Source organism: Streptococcus sp. E24BD (assembly GCF_041807825.1).
In the GTDB taxonomy this organism is placed as follows: Bacteria; Bacillota; Bacilli; order Lactobacillales; family Streptococcaceae; genus Streptococcus; species Streptococcus entericus.
This window is the reverse complement of record NZ_JBGTZB010000001.1, coordinates 64,156-80,226: the sequence shown is the minus strand read 5'-3', so window position 1 is coordinate 80,226 and position 16,071 is coordinate 64,156. Positions and strand designations below refer to the sequence as shown.

At 36.3% G+C, this 16,071-nt stretch carries 10 protein-coding genes and 3 pseudogenes; 9 read left to right on the top strand and 4 right to left on the bottom strand.

Going from position 1 to position 16,071, the window contains the following annotated elements:
• From ACERC5_RS00395 to ACERC5_RS00380, 4 genes are read left to right on the top strand one after another with little or no spacing between them, the layout of a single operon-like run.
• Positions 1-1,899, top strand: a complete 1,899-nt coding sequence (locus ACERC5_RS00395; protein ID WP_373659875.1) for a YcaO-like family protein — start codon at positions 1-3, stop codon at positions 1,897-1,899.
• A 23-nt stretch (positions 1,900-1,922) separates the two neighbouring features.
• Positions 1,923-2,801 (top strand): lantibiotic dehydratase C-terminal domain-containing protein, encoded by an 879-nt coding sequence (locus ACERC5_RS00390; RefSeq protein ID WP_373659873.1) that lies wholly within the window; start codon positions 1,923-1,925, stop codon positions 2,799-2,801.
• A gap of 1 nt (position 2,802) precedes the next feature.
• Positions 2,803-3,573, top strand: a complete 771-nt coding sequence (locus ACERC5_RS00385; RefSeq protein ID WP_373659872.1) for a SagB/ThcOx family dehydrogenase — start codon at positions 2,803-2,805, stop codon at positions 3,571-3,573.
• Between the two features lie 19 nt (positions 3,574-3,592).
• A complete protein-coding gene (locus ACERC5_RS00380) occupies positions 3,593-3,757 on the top strand; it encodes a hypothetical protein (protein WP_172643155.1) in 165 nt (54 codons plus the stop codon).
• Positions 3,758-3,987: 230 nt separating this feature from the next.
• Here ACERC5_RS00380 and ACERC5_RS00375 read toward each other — a convergent pair whose 3' ends face one another.
• The 3 genes and pseudogenes from ACERC5_RS00375 to ACERC5_RS00365 form a co-directional block, all read right to left on the bottom strand.
• Positions 3,988-4,197 carry a helix-turn-helix domain-containing protein gene (locus tag ACERC5_RS00375; protein ID WP_373658827.1) on the bottom strand — a complete coding sequence of 70 codons (210 nt, stop codon included), beginning with the start codon at positions 4,195-4,197 and terminating at the stop codon, positions 3,988-3,990.
• A pseudogene (locus tag ACERC5_RS00370) lies at positions 4,187-4,468 on the bottom strand (DUF2326 domain-containing protein); the annotation flags it as partial. The pseudogene ACERC5_RS00370 and the gene ACERC5_RS00375, both read right to left, overlap by 11 nt.
• Before the next feature lie 126 nt (positions 4,469-4,594).
• Complete coding sequence (locus ACERC5_RS00365; RefSeq protein ID WP_373658828.1) at positions 4,595-5,266, bottom strand: S24 family peptidase; 672 nt, start codon at positions 5,264-5,266, stop codon at positions 4,595-4,597.
• A gap of 87 nt (positions 5,267-5,353) precedes the next feature.
• Here ACERC5_RS00365 and ACERC5_RS00360 point away from each other — a divergent pair, with 87 nt between their 5' ends.
• The gene (locus ACERC5_RS00360) at positions 5,354-6,886 is read left to right on the top strand and encodes an ImmA/IrrE family metallo-endopeptidase (protein WP_373659871.1); all 1,533 of its coding nucleotides are present in this window, start codon (positions 5,354-5,356) and stop codon (positions 6,884-6,886) included.
• A 54-nt stretch (positions 6,887-6,940) separates the two neighbouring features.
• On the opposite strand, the gene ACERC5_RS00355 is transcribed toward ACERC5_RS00360, so the two are convergent.
• Complete coding sequence (locus ACERC5_RS00355) at positions 6,941-7,633, bottom strand: helix-turn-helix domain-containing protein (protein ID WP_373658830.1); 693 nt, start codon at positions 7,631-7,633, stop codon at positions 6,941-6,943.
• A 192-nt stretch (positions 7,634-7,825) separates the two neighbouring features.
• Here ACERC5_RS00355 and pezA point away from each other — a divergent pair, with 192 nt between their 5' ends.
• The 4 genes and pseudogenes from pezA to ACERC5_RS00335 all read left to right on the top strand — a co-directional run bounded on the left by pezA (position 7,826) and on the right by ACERC5_RS00335 (position 15,862).
• Entirely contained in the window at positions 7,826-8,302 is a 477-nt protein-coding gene (pezA, locus tag ACERC5_RS00350) for a type II toxin-antitoxin system antitoxin PezA (protein ID WP_256770380.1), read from the top strand.
• A pseudogene (locus ACERC5_RS00345) lies at positions 8,302-8,418 on the top strand (toxin PezT); the annotation flags it as partial. The gene pezA and the pseudogene ACERC5_RS00345, both read left to right, overlap by 1 nt.
• Positions 8,419-8,736: 318 nt before the next feature.
• A pseudogene (gene tnpA / locus ACERC5_RS00340) lies at positions 8,737-9,015 on the top strand (IS200/IS605 family transposase); the annotation flags it as partial.
• Positions 9,016-9,052: 37 nt separating this feature from the next.
• Positions 9,053-15,862 (top strand): ZmpA/ZmpB/ZmpC family metallo-endopeptidase, encoded by a 6,810-nt coding sequence (locus ACERC5_RS00335; RefSeq protein ID WP_373659870.1) that lies wholly within the window; start codon positions 9,053-9,055, stop codon positions 15,860-15,862.
• The last annotated feature ends 209 nt before the right edge of the window (positions 15,863-16,071 follow it).

Genomic DNA, 16,071 nt, shown 5'->3' with positions numbered 1-16,071 from the left:
ATGAGAATAATTGAAATTGTTGATGTTGAGGACCAACTTTTACAACTTTTAAGTGCACATACCAATATTGATATTAGAGCACAAGAGTTATCAACACTTAACCCAGATTCAAAAGTTGATTTGATCATATACTTGAAATCTCGACGTGATATTGAAAACATAAATAATATTATTATTAAATCACCTAACAGGAATATCGTTTTTATAATAAATGCTTTTAATATTATATATGCATTGTATTTTCCAAAATCAACATCTAGACCTTGTTTGAACTGTCTATTATTAAAACTTAAAGATAACAACCCTGAGCATAATCTATTATTATTCCTGAAATACGGAACATTACCTAGTAAACATTTTAATCTTGATAATAGGTTAAAATCAAATTTAATACTATTTAATGAGAAGTTAGACCCTAAGGTAGAGGAGTATAGTATTGAGGGGGTAAATACTACAAATTTTACTTTCCATTTTAGTTGTAGCTGTGAAAATAGTAGTTACGATATGTCGGAAAGAATGGCAGATATTCTACTTGGTGAAGGAAAAAAATTATCTCCTAAAAATTATCGTTTAAAAAAGAGTGAGCATCTATTCGATTTTACTAGATATCTAGATAGAAATTTTGGATTTTTTCATCATTCATATGATGAAAAAATTTCCGAATATGCGCCTCTCCATGCAGTAGAGATTAATGTTGATGCTGGTTACGAGTCAGGCTGGGGAAGGACTTTTATGACAGAGGCTGCAACAAAATCTGCTTTTTTAGAGTCATTAGAGAGATACTGCAACTCTAGAAATAGACGCTATAAAAAATTAATTAGAGGGTGTTTTTCTGATTTATCTAAAAAGTACAATACATTAAATCCTGTTGATTTTTGTCTTTCTAATAAAGAATATAGAGATAGTTCCTATAAATTTCATGATTTTGATTCTGAGAAAAATTATGATTGGATATTTGGTAAAAATATAACTACCGGAAAAATTTGCTTATTGCCCTCGCAACTAGTATTTTATAAAGACTTTAGTAAAAGCGAAGAAAATGAAAGGTTTGTTTATGAAACATCAAATGGATGTGCTTTGGGGAGTAGCATTGAGGAAGCTATTTTTTATGGGATTTTAGAAATTATTGAAAGAGATAATTTTTTACTTACATGGTATTTAAAAGAAGAAGTAAAACAATTATCATGGGAATCTTTACCATCTCGCCTACGTATTATTAATGAAAGACTAAAAGAGGATAACTGTGAGCTCAAACTTTTTAATATAACTAAAGAAGTGGGCATACCAGTAATTTGGGCATTGTATATAAATCATAATGAAAATGCTAGTATTCGAAGTTTTTCAGCTGCAGGCTGTCATATTAATCCTTTAAGTGCAATTGAATCAGCAATTTTTGAAGTAATAACCTCTGTGCCAACTTTTGAAAGATTAATTGAAGTTAGAAGTAAAGAGTCATTTATTGAGGAGATTCAGAATAATTTTTCTTTAATACGAGATATTGACGATCATATATTGTATCATGCTCATGCGGATTATAAAAATAAAATGCCCTTTTTATTTAAAAATAATTATAGTGAATATCAAAATGAATTTGATGAGAATAGAATTTTTAATACTTATTCACATGCAACGCTTACCTCAGATTTACAGGCACTAATAAAAATTATTGAAAAAAAATTTGGAGATATATATGTAGTGAATATAAGTGATAAAGTTTCCGAAAAATTTGGACTTTATTGTGTTAAAGTGTTGATTCCTGGACTTCTTAATATGTCATTTGGACATTCAAATCGGCGTGTAAATATAGAGAGGATAAAAAATTATGTAGATTATAGAGGGGGAAATGTAAATAGTATTACATTGAATTCCATAAACCATCTTCCCCATCCATTTCCATAAGATTATATATAAAGGAATAATAAATGAAAAGAGATTGGAAATCAAAGCATTTATTTTATCATGATGTTCAACAATTTGATAAATTGGTAATCTATTTATCAAAATTTATGGATAAATTAGTTAATCAGAATCAGATTGAAAAATATTTCTATATTCGTTATTGGGAAGGGGGGCCTCATATTCGATTAAGATATTTGGTGAGGGATACACAAAATTTCGAAACAATTGATAGTATGATAAATAAGTATGCTTATAAATTTTGGGAGAATAATCCTCCAACGAAGTTATTAAATAAGACCGATTATAAGAAAATTTATAATGAGAGTATTGATAACAACGGAAAGATGGATAGAAAATTGAGGAAAAATGCGACTATTGAAAACATTGCCTATATACCGGAAATAGAGAGATATGGCGGGGAAGAAGCTCTGATAGTAAGCGAAGATCTATTTTGTATCTGTAGTCAGATTTCAACTGCGTTACTTAATGTGGTAGATAACTATTATTACGAAAAAAAATTCTTGTGTAAAATTCTATTGACTTTCTATATTATTTTTGTATTTCATAACGAATGTAATTTAACAAGTGAAGAAATTTTAAAGATGGATTCCTATGCTATTAATTTCTGGGAGAGTAAAGGGGTCGGTATTGACAAAAAAATCTTGGAATTTATTCAAAAAAATATTACAGTTATTAAAAATAAAAATTTTTTGAATAAAGATTTTGATATTTATGTTAAAAAGATTCATAATTTATTCTTTGTCATTTCTACTTTAGTTTCAAAAGAGCAATACATGGGGATAGTTTCTTCCCAAATACATATGTTCGCAAATAGGATGGGAATTTCTCCCACTATTGAAGTTACCATGCTAGATTTTTTTCTGAGGGAGAATTCTGATTAATATGGAAAAATATTTTTTTGATATTTCTATTTTTGAAAAAATAAAAAAAGTATTATCATACCAATCTAAATATTGGGAAATATCGAAGCCTAGGGATAAGTACAGTTTCAAAAGTCAAAATAGAATATCTGGCTCTAATAGCATTAAATTTAAAGATTTTGAGTTAGATTATGAACTGGAGTCACTTGATAAAATACTTTTAAAAAGGAGATCGTCTTTACTAAATGAATTTGATAAGAATGTGAGTTTTGACAAACTGATTTACTTGTTGAAAACTGTATTCTCTCCTACAAATTGCAAGTTTGTATTTGGAGAAGAGGTTCCTTTATTTAGCTATCCTACATCAGGTGCGTTAAATTCAATTACTCCTTTTGTTTATATTGATAATATGGATGAAGTAAAGAATGGTATATATGAAGTAAAGTATGACGGACTTGAATTTAAAAAAAGTATGAATATTATAGACTTAGAAACATTTGCCCCAATAACAAGTAAAAACAGTGACGTACAAAATAATTCATTTAAAAAGGTAAATATGATAATTATGTTATGTTCGAACTATGAAAATATTTTCAATAAATATGGATTATTAGCTTATCGACTTTTGCATTTAGAGGCTGGTCATATTGCACAAAATATCCAGCTTGTTTCTACTGCGCTAGGAATAAAAAGTTTACCGATGGGAGGTTGGTTTGATGATAAAATAGAAACTTTTATTAATGAAATTAGTGATAAAAAAAATATTTATCTCTATGCAATTGCAGTTGGATAAATTTAAGGAGGAAGTGTAGATGAACGCAGAGGATAAATTCCGCGAACTAGAAAATGAAAATAAACTTCTAAAACTTCATAACAAGGAGCTTGAGAATGAAATTCAAAATGGATGGAAATTTTGGATATGGGTAGCTGTCCCTATTTTAGGTTTGATATATGCTATTATTCAAAAAATTTTTTAATTATGCTAGTTTGTCAGGTTGAGTAGTTTTTGTTCAAAATTTAATAAACTTTTTTCAATGAAGATTATCTAAAGATTGCTTCTCAGATGAGAATGGCTTCTCTATCTTATATAAATTATCTTCATAGAGTGTCCTGTTATTCATGTTATCACAGAATAGATAGTTTTTTTTGAATCAATAGAAAAATCAGCCTGAATCATTTAGGCTGATTTTAATATCTGCAGTAACCATCATTCAATATACGGTATAATTTCCATAATATCCCCAATCTGACAATCTAGTACTGTACAAATTTTTAAAAGTACATCAGTAGTGACATTCTCTCCCTTGCCTAACTTTGCAATGGTTGAAGTGCTGATTCCTGTTTTTTGCTTAAGCTTGGTTTTGGTCCAACCTTTATCAATAAGAAGTTTCCATAATTTATTGTAGCTAAACTTCATCTGAGTTTTCTCCTTTGTTCCATGAAATACCGTAGAGTTCATTTCCGTCACTAGAGAGTCTCAATACAATATTTTCTGACAAGAGTTTATTCGCTTCTGGAGAATATGAGCTTGCTTTATCGAAGGCTAAAAATACTTGTTTATTCAATGAGTTTGATTGGTCATATAGTTTTAATAGAGCTTCGGTTGCTTGGTAACTAATATTACTCAAGAGTAATGAGTCGTGTGCCAGTGCTGGCAGGTTAGTGAGATAGAGTATTGCTAAGTCGAATCAAATTACCCTTATATATTATTGAATCCTCATATCTTAAGAATGATTTTTCTTATCATAATGTTAAATTTTTATGTCTTTCGTATAATATGTGAAGTAGGTTCGGAAAAGTTTTGATGAATTATACTATTCTATAGGCATAAAATTCCCAACTATTTTCCCCACAATCCTTGGCTCATCCTCTGCTGGTGCGAACTTATCTGGATAATCTTTGTTGATGGAGACGAGACGGAAGCCGTTGGCTTCAAGGTAGATTTTCTTGATATAAACTTGCTCATTCCATGCCACCGCATAGACGGCTCCGTCGTAATCAAAACCTCCTTCACGGATGAGGGCGACTTCCCCATCTTGGTAGACAGGTTCCATGGAATGACCAGTAATCCAAGTTGCCACATCGTAGAGATATTCCTTGTCGGTAAAGACCTCTCTGGTCTCGTATTCGTCGTAGAAACCAGAGCCATGTCCTGCTGAGAGAGCGATATTATCAAGAACTTGTACACTAAAGAGAGGCATAACTTTTTGTGCCCTGAGAAGGTCGTGAGTTAGCTCATCGACCTTCTTTTTGTTTGTCTTGTTGAGCTGTTTGTAGAGGGTGAGGTGGGGGTGCTCCTCGTACAAGTCTTGGATGTTAATATCTAGGACTTGAGCGAGTTGGTCTAAGTGTTTTTTATTTGGGACAGCTTTCCCAGTTTCCCAGGAAGATAGGGCAGACCTTGTAATCCCTAGTACACTCGCAATAGCAGTCTGGGAAAGATTTTTTTCTTGTCGATGTTGTTTGAGTTTTGTGGGTGAGAACATGGTCTTTTCTCCTTGTTGATTTATAACTTGACAAAATTATACCATAAGCTATAATAGAATTCAAGATAAAAGAAAAGGAGTCCTGCCATGTCCAGACCATCTCTTGAAACCTATATCCAAAAGAAGTATTATAATCTCCTTTTTACTAAGGCCAGGGCGTTTTTGATTGAACACAGAGAGGAGATTGATTTATCAACTAGAAATATCCGAAATCCCAGGAATTATATCGAGTTGATAGATATTGATGTCTATGCTATTTACACCTCTATGTTAGACAATAACCGTTTGGAGATGGAGATTGTGGTGACTGCCTTTGTGGAAGTGAGCGAACGGTATAAGGGAGAATTAGAGGTAGATGAGAAAACCATCTGGCTCTCAATGGTCACAGAAGTTGTCCTAGATAATGGTATTCAGTCTTTTGTGGTTCAATCCGTTGACCTGAAAGAACAAAATAGACGGTGTAGCCGTTTCCTCAGTCGGTCAGGTGTACCCTATATCAAAAAGACAGATTTTGATGAGTTGGCTAACGCTTTTCTAGCCAAATACTATCCACAAGCTCTCAAGTCACCTACCAAGATTGACGTGACTGAACTTGCGGCTGCTATGGGGCTTACCATCATGGAAACCAAGCTCTCTTCTGACTTTTCCATTTTTGGTAAGATGGTTTTTAAGGATACTGAGATAGAGACTTATGATGCTAACAATCAAGCTATTAGGCGATTAATCAAGAAAGGAACAATTTGTGCAGATGAGGAGGTTTCTCAAAAACGAAATATTGGCTCCCTAAACAATACTATTATCCACGAGTGTGTTCATTGGGAGTTTCATCGCATTTATCATGAATTGCGTATGCTTGTGGATGAAACTCATGATTCGGTATCCTGTCGAACACAGGAAAACCTGTCAGATGTGGCCAACTGGACTGATTTAGACTGGATGGAATGGCAGGCTAATAACCTAGCTCCTAAAATCCTTATGCCAAAGAAGCAGACAAGACAGAAAATTGAGGATTTCTATCGTGCCTTATCATCCATTTATAGTAATCTGTCTAAGATTGAAGTCATCACAGAAGTGGTAGATAGTCTGGCAAATTTCTTTGGGGTATCCAGACAAGCCGCAAAAATTCGGATGATTGAGTTAGGCTATAAAGAAGCTCATGGTGTCTATAATTATTTGGATGACCGTTATCTGAGAAACTACAGTTTTGAGCTAGATGCCTTTAAGGACAGGCAGACCTATACGATTTCTTTCACCGAGTTATGCTTTCAATACTTTTCTAATGTTCGTTTTAAGGAGACCATTGATAGTCAGAAGTTTGTCTTTGTGGATAACCATGTCTGCTTAAATAATGATAAGTATATCGAGACTTATGAGAACACTATTATCATGACCGATTATGCTTATGAACACATGGATGAGTGTTGCTTACGCTTTACTTTTTCAGACCGTAATGCTAAGAAGACGATTAGCTCGGAAGAGTTTAGTGATTATGTCCTCAACCGTACAAGAGTCAAATCTGCTTACGACATCAAGGTCGATTTTATGGAGGATATGGGCAATAATGGTTTGGTAGAGAGCTTAGCTCCTGAGAATTTCATGAAAAGGGGTGCCTTTTCATAAAATAGATACGGTTATCTCTGAGATAAATCATTTCTTTAATATTGACTGACATATTTAAGCTCCTATAACAGGCATAAAGTGACTTACGACAAGTCCCACGATACGAGGATTGTCTTCATAAGGAATCCATTTATCAGGGTAGTTATCGTTGAGGGATACCATTCTAAAGCCATGTTCTTCTCGATAAAGTTTTTTGATATAGACAGAGTCATTCCAGGATAGGGCGTAGACGGCACCATCATAATCAAAACCGCTAGCACGGATAAGGGCTACTTCGCCATCAAGATAGATGGGTTCCATAGAATCTCCTTTAATCCAAGCAGCAATATCATAACCATACTGTTCTTCCTCAGCATAGACGGTCTCTGTCTCGTATTCCTCAAAGAGCGATTCCCCAAGACCAGCAGATAGTGAAACATCAGATAAGACCTCAACTGCAAAAAGAGGAATTACTTTCTCTTGTGATTGTTGTTTTTGAAGTAACTCATCAGCATACTGATCAACCTTTCCTTGATTTTCTGATGAGAGCTTGAGGTAAGTATTGACTATATTGTACTCAGATTCAAAATAAGTTTCTGAAACATCCAAGATAGTCGCTAGTTGTCTGAGATTATTTTGATTTGGCTTCGTTTTTCCATTCTCCCAGTTGAAGTAGGAGGAACGATTGATATGAAGTTTATCTGCCATAGCAGATTGTGAATAACCTAAAACTATTCGTCTTTCTTTTAAACGATTTCCTGAAAACATACAACCTCCTAATCCATTTGTTGTTTTATAAACTAACAAAATTATATCAAAAAAATTTAAAGTTGCAACAGAAAATATCACTTCCTAAGTCACTAATATTTTAATAATTATAAATAAAATAGATAACGCACCATTTTTGGTGCGTTATCTATTTTTGTGATATAATAAAGAAAAAATCAAAGGAGACTTTTTATGATTGGAGAAAATATCAAATCGTTACGAAAAACGCATGATTTGACCCAACCTGAATTTGCCAAGATAATTGGAATTTCTCGAAATAGTTTGAGCCGTTATGAAAATGGGACAAGCTCGTTATCAACAGAGCTCATAGACCGTATCTGTCAGAAATTTAATGTATCCTATGTTGATATTGTAGGAGAAGAAAAAATGTTAACACCAGTGGAAGATTATCAATTAACCTTAAAAATTGAAGTTATCAAAGAGCGTGGCGCAGCGATTTTGTCCGAACTATATCGCTATCAAGATAGTCAAGGAATTACTTTTGATGATGAGACTAGCCCTTGGATTTTGATGAGTGATGATTTGTCTGATCTTATCAATACCAAGATTTACCTTGTCAATACTTTTGATGAAGTGGAGCGTTACAATGGTTATTTAGATGGTATTGAGCGAATGTTGGAGCTTGCTCATCATCAGGTGGTGGCTTAATGCGGTTAGAAGAATTTAGCAAAGATGACTTTGACTTAGCCTTAAAACGAACTATTCGTTCCTTAACTCGTGGCAAAACGACATCAGTTACCCCAAAAGCCATCTTACTTGGTGGGGGGGGATTGTGTCATAATAATGACAGGTGCTTAAAACGCTGTTAAATCAAGGATTTGAGCGTTCTACAATCTGTTCTTAAGGAGGATATTATCACATTTAGAAAATATAATTGCTTAGGCAAGAACAATTTAGAGCGTTCTTGCCTTTATTATGTGACTTTAAGTCCGTTACGCTCCGAAGGTGCGTAACCAATAAACCACCCGCTATGCTGGTGCGCATCGAAGGTTATACCAAAAAAACTCCAAACGCGATACAATAAAGGTGTTCAAGCCTATTGTAGAGCGAAAGGAGAAAAATGAAAAGGGTTGCCTTTTCAAAGAATCAGCGTTTCCAGTTTCATGGGCTATTTAAAAGGTAAGAGTGCTCTTATGATGTTTGATAAACCCGCCAATTTGAAATATAAATTTGGCAATCGCCATTTTTGGGCAGAGGGTTATTATGTAAGCACAGTAGGACTTAACGAAGCCACGATTAAAAAATATATACAGGAGCAAAGAAATTATCCAGTGGATGATTTCTTCATGAGCTTAAAAATAAGAAGGCGAATTAACATGACATTGAAAAGGGTTGCCTTTTCACCTTTAATTAGGCTATAATAGAAATAGCAATCAAAAATAACGATATGGAGTTATCATGGAAAGAAAACATAAATTTTCAATTAAAAAATTATCTGTCGGAGTTGTCTCCGTCTGTATTGGTTTTGCCTGGTCAACTCAAACGGTTCAAGCCGAGGGGGTTGCAGAGAAGCCCTTGTCCAATCAAGAACATGCAACGGGTGTGCCTGATTTGGCAAGCGAAAGCCCTCAAATACCTGAGGTGACTACAGTAGTTGTCAGTGATCAGGTCTTGCCCAAAGAATCTGCTGAGGCTAAATCTTATGCAACCAATATGGCGGACTCTGTTATCTCAGAGAATTCAGAAAATGCTACCTTTGAAGTAAAAGTATCAGTAGAAGAGGAAGCAAGCCCAGCCCGAGTAGTGTCAGGAGAGGCTAGAGAACTAGCAGAAGCACCCGAGTCAGTATCTGAACCGTCAGATGATGCCCTCAATGAAACCACAAGAACCGACGACAAACCACGTCTCCGTCGTACTAGAGAAGTCCAAAACGAAGAAAGTTTAGAGAGTTACTTTACCAAGGAAGCTACTGAGCGAGGACAGGAGATCATCACTACTGATTTGGCTAAACAGTATGCTGGTGTCATTCACTCAAAAATCAATACTGAGACTGAAAATTATGCCTTGAGTGAGGTAAAAGAAACAAAAACAAGATTAGCTGTTTCAGATATAGGTAAAGTGATGGTTCCGATTTTAAATCAGTTAAAAAAGGAAGCTGGATTACCACATGCTGTGACAAATTACACTCCTGAACAGCAACGTTTATTACGGACATTAAGTGAGAAAGCCACTCAACTAGCGTTGGATAAGGTTAATGCTGAAATTACTCAAGTTGATGAATATGAAGTCCTCGCTCCTGAAGTGAAAACAATCTTTACCCCAACTTTATTGGAACAGATTATTGCAACACAGCCTATTTCGGTCGGTGAATTTAAGACAAACTTACCCGCTTATTTGCGCGGAATGTTTCACTTAACACAGCAATACCATCTTGAAGAAGGCTTGATTAAGGAGTTGTTGTTAACACCTCAGAACTTGAACCCTACAGTGGCTAATGAAACCCCACTTGAGAGATTAAAACGTTTAGGTGGTACAAGAACTGACAATAACTACCGTACAGGCTCTTATTTATCTCATAATACTGAGCTATTCACTGGTCGTGGCATGAATCGTCTAACTGGATCAGCTAGTCCCGCCGACTTAATTGAAAAGTTAGCAAGACGAAAAAATAAAACTGCTGCTCAATATTTTAAGGAGCAGACGGAAGCTATTGTTTATGAAGCAAAAGGCGAACAGTCACAGGAAAATTCTGCTTATAACCTTTTGAAGAACCATAAGTCTGCTTTTCTCTTACCTTTATTGAGTTCTGGGAAAGGTGTATTCGTCGGCACAGCGACTAATCACTTGACTATTGGTATGACAGAGACTTATGGCGACTTGTACACCGAAGATCAATTGTCTAGTCATAGCAAGGGTACTGCACAATCACAGACACCATTTATCAAGCCTTACATGGATAGTTTTGAACGTTTTATTGGTTTCTTAAATGATAATCCCAAGCAGCCTATTCCGTTTAGCTTTGCGATTGATTCAATGAATCATAATTATACTGCTAATAGTGACAAAGTTACCCGTGTATGGTCAGCTAAAGAAGGAGATACAGCAGCTAATGCTGTTAGACGTTTCCTTGGTCCAATAGGTTTATGGCAAACCTATCAAAACAGTCAAAATTTTGGTGGTGTTTATGATGGCAATGGTCAGTTGAAGGCTTTTGAATCACGTCTGATGCACACTAACTATTCTGGTGTAACGTTGTTTACGCATGAGATGACGCATGCTAATGAAAAAGCGATTTGGGGAACCAATAGAACTGGTCAAGGTGCAGAACTTTATGCCCGTGGTATGTTTGAGGATATTGACAATACGCCTGGAAAAAGTGAATTTGAGCCTGTTTTCAATTTAAATACTTCTATTAGTATTGGGGATGTTCCTAACCGAGTTCAAGCGTCTTCGCCTCAATCAACCAAAGATAGCCTTGCGAATTATCAGAAAAATTTGCTTGAAGTGATTATGTATATGGAGGCTTTGGAAGCTCAAATTTTACAAGAGTCCAAAACACTTGAAAAAGAGCAATACTTCAATCAAGTCAACCAAGTAACGCCAACTAAAAATCCTAATCGTACCATGTCAACCAATGATCAGTTTGCTGATTTTACAGGGCAGTTAGATAGCAGCAATTATGAGGCATTCCTGCGTGGTTTAGTATCACAAAATCTTGTGGCAGGGCAATTTGTACCACATGGTCGTCATCCTTATATTGACGAATTACAGTCAGACCAATATGATAATGTTCCCCTTTTAGAGTCTTTCTGGGCTTCTGCCAAAGCACTTGACAATAAAAATACGACAGGAGATGTTTCCTTTAAGCGTAAAGCCTATGAGGTTCTAGGGTTAGATGGCTGGGATGCTTTCACAAGGTTTTTGAATAATTCTGCAAACAATGACTTACAAGCTCTCAATAATCAAGATTGGACTGATAAAAAAGTTACACAATATCAAAAACTTCTGACTAAAACAAGTGATCACTTTGATTTAGTTGTGTTTAAAGAAAAATTAAAACAAGCTGTTGAGTCAGATTTGGCTATTTTAAAACAATTTAAACAAAATCCAACTCCTAATAATTTAGCGACTTTTGAAAGAGCTACAGCTGTTCGTCGTGCCAAACGAGAGTTATTGACATCACTTCTAAAAAATGATTTGACAACATCTGTTTTTAAAGACAAGACGCCAGACTTACTAGACATTGTCTATGTCAAAAGTTCTGGAAATGGTAATGGAAAAACCCCTGAAAGTCCAGTTAGTCTGTTAGAGGAGGCCTTTCAATTAGTCAAAGCAGGCGGTAAGATTGTTGTTGTGGACAGTTTGGTAGATAGAACTTTTGATACCATCACTAAAGCGGTGACGATTGAAGGTCATACTGAAAATGCTAGCCTGACTTTGAATCGCCCAGAATTAGTAATTAATGCTGCAAGTACGCTTAAAAACCTAAATTTACAGATAAATCCAGACCTATCTGTAATGCCTAAAATAACAGCGAATGCTCCTCTAACTCTTTCAGAGATAACTACTGGCAATCGTCCTCCTGCTATTAAGGCACAAGAACTTATGATCACAGGGACTCGTGATGCTCAGTTTACTACGATTGAAATGACAAGTGGTCAAATTGGCTCAAATGTTACGGCGGAAACCTTAAAAGGTTCTGGTACTAGCAAATCCAATAGAATCATTCAATTTGAACCGACTGGAACAATTACACTAGACGGTGTTAACTTATCCAATGTTACAACCAATGGTGGTAGTTTAGAGCTCACTAACAATGCCAATATCAAATTGAGTAATAATCGTCAAAGTAACAGCGCTTATGTTGTTTCAAGAGATTCTATATTAGATGTTGATAATGCTAAAACAGACGCATGGGATCTTTCGGGAGACGGAACAGTCCGTATAGCTCCTCAAAACAAGTTAACAGCTAAGACAGGTGTTAGCATGAATGGTTTGAGATTTGAAGTAACCGCTCAAGATAGTCAAGCTACCCTTCATAATCATGTTTATTTAGATTTAGACACTGAAAGCACTGCGACGATGGTCATGAAAGGTAATGAGCGCCTTATTAGACAAGATAGTAATAATGACTTTGTCTACAAACATCCTTACGATGTGTATTATGAATTTTATCATAACGACAAAGAGATTGTAGCCCCACATCCCGTAATGGCTATTCTTCCTTCAGAGAGTTTGGATAATGAACAAGAGCCTGAGACTCCGAAAAATCCTTCGGATATCCAAACGGATTCAGGAACTTGGACTTTTGTTAATTGGACTAAAGAAACAGAGCAAGATACTCCAACTATCATTATTTATAAAGGAAACTGGAGATTTGCACCTAAGGTAGTAACGCCGATTTCAAATCGTGTTACCTATGTCTATGCCTTTACTAAGGGTGAGGAAAGTAACTTTAACAAAAATCAAGTTTCAACGGTTCCTGTAGCAACAACTGTTAAACAAGGTGATGTTATTCCTATTCCAGAAGCTCCACAACCGAGTCTGGTTGAGAGTATTGATCGATTAGGAGAATGGCAGTTTAAAGGTTGGACCTCGTCAGATGATGTATCAGAAAACCATGATATTACAGTCACTGGTACCTGGGAGTTTGTGCCTTACAAGCCTGTTGATTTTTCGATTGCTTATGAGGCGGACCAAGAGCGTGACGCAGGTACTGACAATGTTATTAAGATTTCTGGTGTTCCTGGAAAACAATCAGCGATTACGGGTAAGGTAGTTGTTCTACCAACGCTTCAGGTTGTTACCGTTGGTACTAAACCAAAGGTTGAGGTTAGAGAAGCAGCTACAATTCCTGTTACTTATGTTAGAGATGATGCTAAAGAAGCTAATATTAAAACAGAAGTTAACCAAGGTCGCCCTGAAAAAACAACAATCCGAACCACTTTTGACATTGTCGATGGTAAAGCTGTGCCTAAAATCACAGAAACCACGGAAGAAGCGATTCCAACGACGATATCAGTTGGTACTAAGCCACTTGTGACCGAGGAAATATCAAAAATTCGATTGAAATTTGTAGCAAACGAACAAGATTCTGCAGGGCACATGGTCATTACTGATGTGGGTAGCCAGACTAGAACTAAGGTGACAACCCCTTATGAATTAGTTAATGGAACAGCTGTTCTTGATGAAGTTAACAAACAAACCGTTGTTTATGAGGGTTCTCCTCGAATTGTGACTGTCGGTACTAAACCTGTTACCACTCAAATAAGTCAAGATTTAGCAGAAAAAGTGGTTGAGGATTCAAATGTTTTAGCAGGAACACCTGATAAAGTAACACCTGGTCGACCAAAACTAACTGAAATCCGTAAGACTTATACTCTCAATAAGGATACTGGTAAAGTAGTTGAAAAGGTTGAGGAAGTTATCGTAGATGCTGGCCTTGCCCCTGAGCGTATTGTTGGTACTAAAGCAATGGTTATCAATCCAGCAACATCGATTAGACAACCTAGAAATTATCAGATTTCGTATCGCTATAGTTTTGAAAATGGTCAAGAAACTAATTTTGATGTCCAAAAAGCTCCTCTACCTAGTGGAAAAACAGTGGCTGAAAATGAAACTATCTCAGTACCAAATCTTTATACAGATGTAGTAATTGAAAGTAAAGATGCGACAGGTGAGTGGAAATTCAAAGGATGGAATCCGGCAAATGAACAAGTGGTTTCAGGATCACTTACGTTCACTGGAACGTGGGAATATAAAGCTTACTCTATCGTAGAGCCATCAATTCGATATGAGGCAAATGACCAACTCGCTTTTGCTAGCCAGCCTGTTACTATTTTAGGTCAATCTGGTAAAGCCTCTGCGTTCACTGGTCGATTGATCGAAAATCCTACTGATACAGTGATACAAGTCGGTACTAAATCTCTCATTCAAGAGCTGGTGGGAACAGATATTCCTGTTCGCTATGTTGCTGATGATAATATTGAAGCCAACAAACGAGTGACTCGCATTGAGGGAAGTCCTGCAATCACTACGACTCGAACCTCTTATCGTCTTGATGGCGATAAGGCAGTGGTTGTTGATCAAACAACTATTCTAAGCACCAAGCCAGCTGTTGCTAAAGAGATTGTTGTCGGTACTAAACCTAAACTTGTTCGTCAAGAAGAAGTGCTTTCTGAAATGGTTGAGTATGATGGTAATAACCTTGTTGGTAGTCCAGATAAAGTTATTCCAGGACAACCAAGAGTCACAGAAACCCGAACGATTTATAGTGTGGATGAGCAAACAGGTGCTCTATCAAGGCAAGTAACCACTGTGGTCACTGATCAAGGTCTAGCTCCTAAGCGTATTATCGCTAGTAAGGCGCTAACCTTGGCACCAATTCCTTCTCCAACTGTACCGACTATACCTCAACCGTCTAAGGATGTCTCAGAAAGCTACACGATAGTTGTTTCGGCTGATGGTAAAGAGGTTCAAGTATCAGCATTTGATGATGTGGTTTATGCTGTCTTTTTGGAGCATCTCTCTGCCCTTATCGAAGCTAAATTGTCCGAAGGTCTTGTTTATGACTCAGCTGCCCATGAAGACAATACGGTTTATCTCTTCTTCCATCATCCTATGGATGACCAGTCGTCAGGTGACGCTCATGTTGTTTCTTCCGTCAACCCACCAGTGGAAAACTATGAGATTACAATCCTGATTGATGGGAAATTGGCTCAAATATTATCCTTTGATCTGATGGCCCATGCTGTTTTCTTGGAGCATCTCTTTGCTCTTATCGAAGTAAAACTATCAGAAGGCTTAACTTATGTGTCAGCTGATTATAAGGGCAAGGCTGTTACTTTAAGTTTTATAAGGCCAAAGAAAGTGACGAAGGGCACTGCTGAGACAATAAGCTCTCAGTCGTCTTCGACAGACCAGCAGCTAGCGACGATTAAACCGACTCTAGCTGTAAAGGATGCTTTTAAAAAAGAAATGGCTTTAAAACAACATGACGAAAAGTCTCTTCTCAAAGGAGGAAGCGCTGCCGCTGGTGGTTCTAATCAAGGAGAGTCAGCCTTACTGTCATCCAAAAACAGTCAAGGGACGCCTTTGACTTGGAGAAATGGAACTTTTAACAAGCCTAATCAATCATCGGTAATACCTACTTATCAAGCGATGTTACCTAAAACAGGTGCTAGCAACAGGCACTTACTGGCAGTCGGAGGTCTTACTCTGACAGGCCTGACCTTTATGTTTATTTCTCTCAAACGTCGTCAAAGCTAAGTTACTGATGACTTGTAGATTCAGTTTGACTCTAAAACCAGTTCCTGTTGGGACTGGTTTTTTAGATAGGGCGATGGGATTGGCTTATGGAGTCGTAAGATATATAGACTCTATAATTTCTGTAGTGGGTAAATCCACCACGGAGATTATAGAGCCTTTTGAGTATGAAAAAAGCCCCATATGACCTATAATGAAAAGCGACCAAACCA

Excerpts from the sequence above, each read along its gene's own strand:
- pezA (WP_256770380.1), top strand. The coding sequence starts at position 7,826 with ATGATTGGAGAAAATATCAAATCGTTACGAAAAACGCATGATTTGACC.
- ACERC5_RS00385 (WP_373659872.1), top strand. The coding sequence starts at position 2,803 with ATGGAAAAATATTTTTTTGATATTTCTATTTTTGAAAAAATAAAAAAA.
- ACERC5_RS00390 (WP_373659873.1), top strand. The coding sequence starts at position 1,923 with ATGAAAAGAGATTGGAAATCAAAGCATTTATTTTATCATGATGTTCAA.
- ACERC5_RS00355 (WP_373658830.1), bottom strand. The coding sequence starts at position 7,633 with ATGTTTTCAGGAAATCGTTTAAAAGAAAGACGAATAGTTTTAGGTTAT.
- ACERC5_RS00335 (WP_373659870.1), top strand. The coding sequence starts at position 9,053 with ATGGAAAGAAAACATAAATTTTCAATTAAAAAATTATCTGTCGGAGTT.
- ACERC5_RS00360 (WP_373659871.1), top strand. The coding sequence starts at position 5,354 with ATGTCCAGACCATCTCTTGAAACCTATATCCAAAAGAAGTATTATAAT.
- ACERC5_RS00365 (WP_373658828.1), bottom strand. The coding sequence starts at position 5,266 with ATGTTCTCACCCACAAAACTCAAACAACATCGACAAGAAAAAAATCTT.
- ACERC5_RS00380 (WP_172643155.1), top strand. The coding sequence starts at position 3,593 with ATGAACGCAGAGGATAAATTCCGCGAACTAGAAAATGAAAATAAACTT.
- ACERC5_RS00375 (WP_373658827.1), bottom strand. The coding sequence starts at position 4,197 with ATGAAGTTTAGCTACAATAAATTATGGAAACTTCTTATTGATAAAGGT.
- ACERC5_RS00395 (WP_373659875.1), top strand. The coding sequence starts at position 1 with ATGAGAATAATTGAAATTGTTGATGTTGAGGACCAACTTTTACAACTT.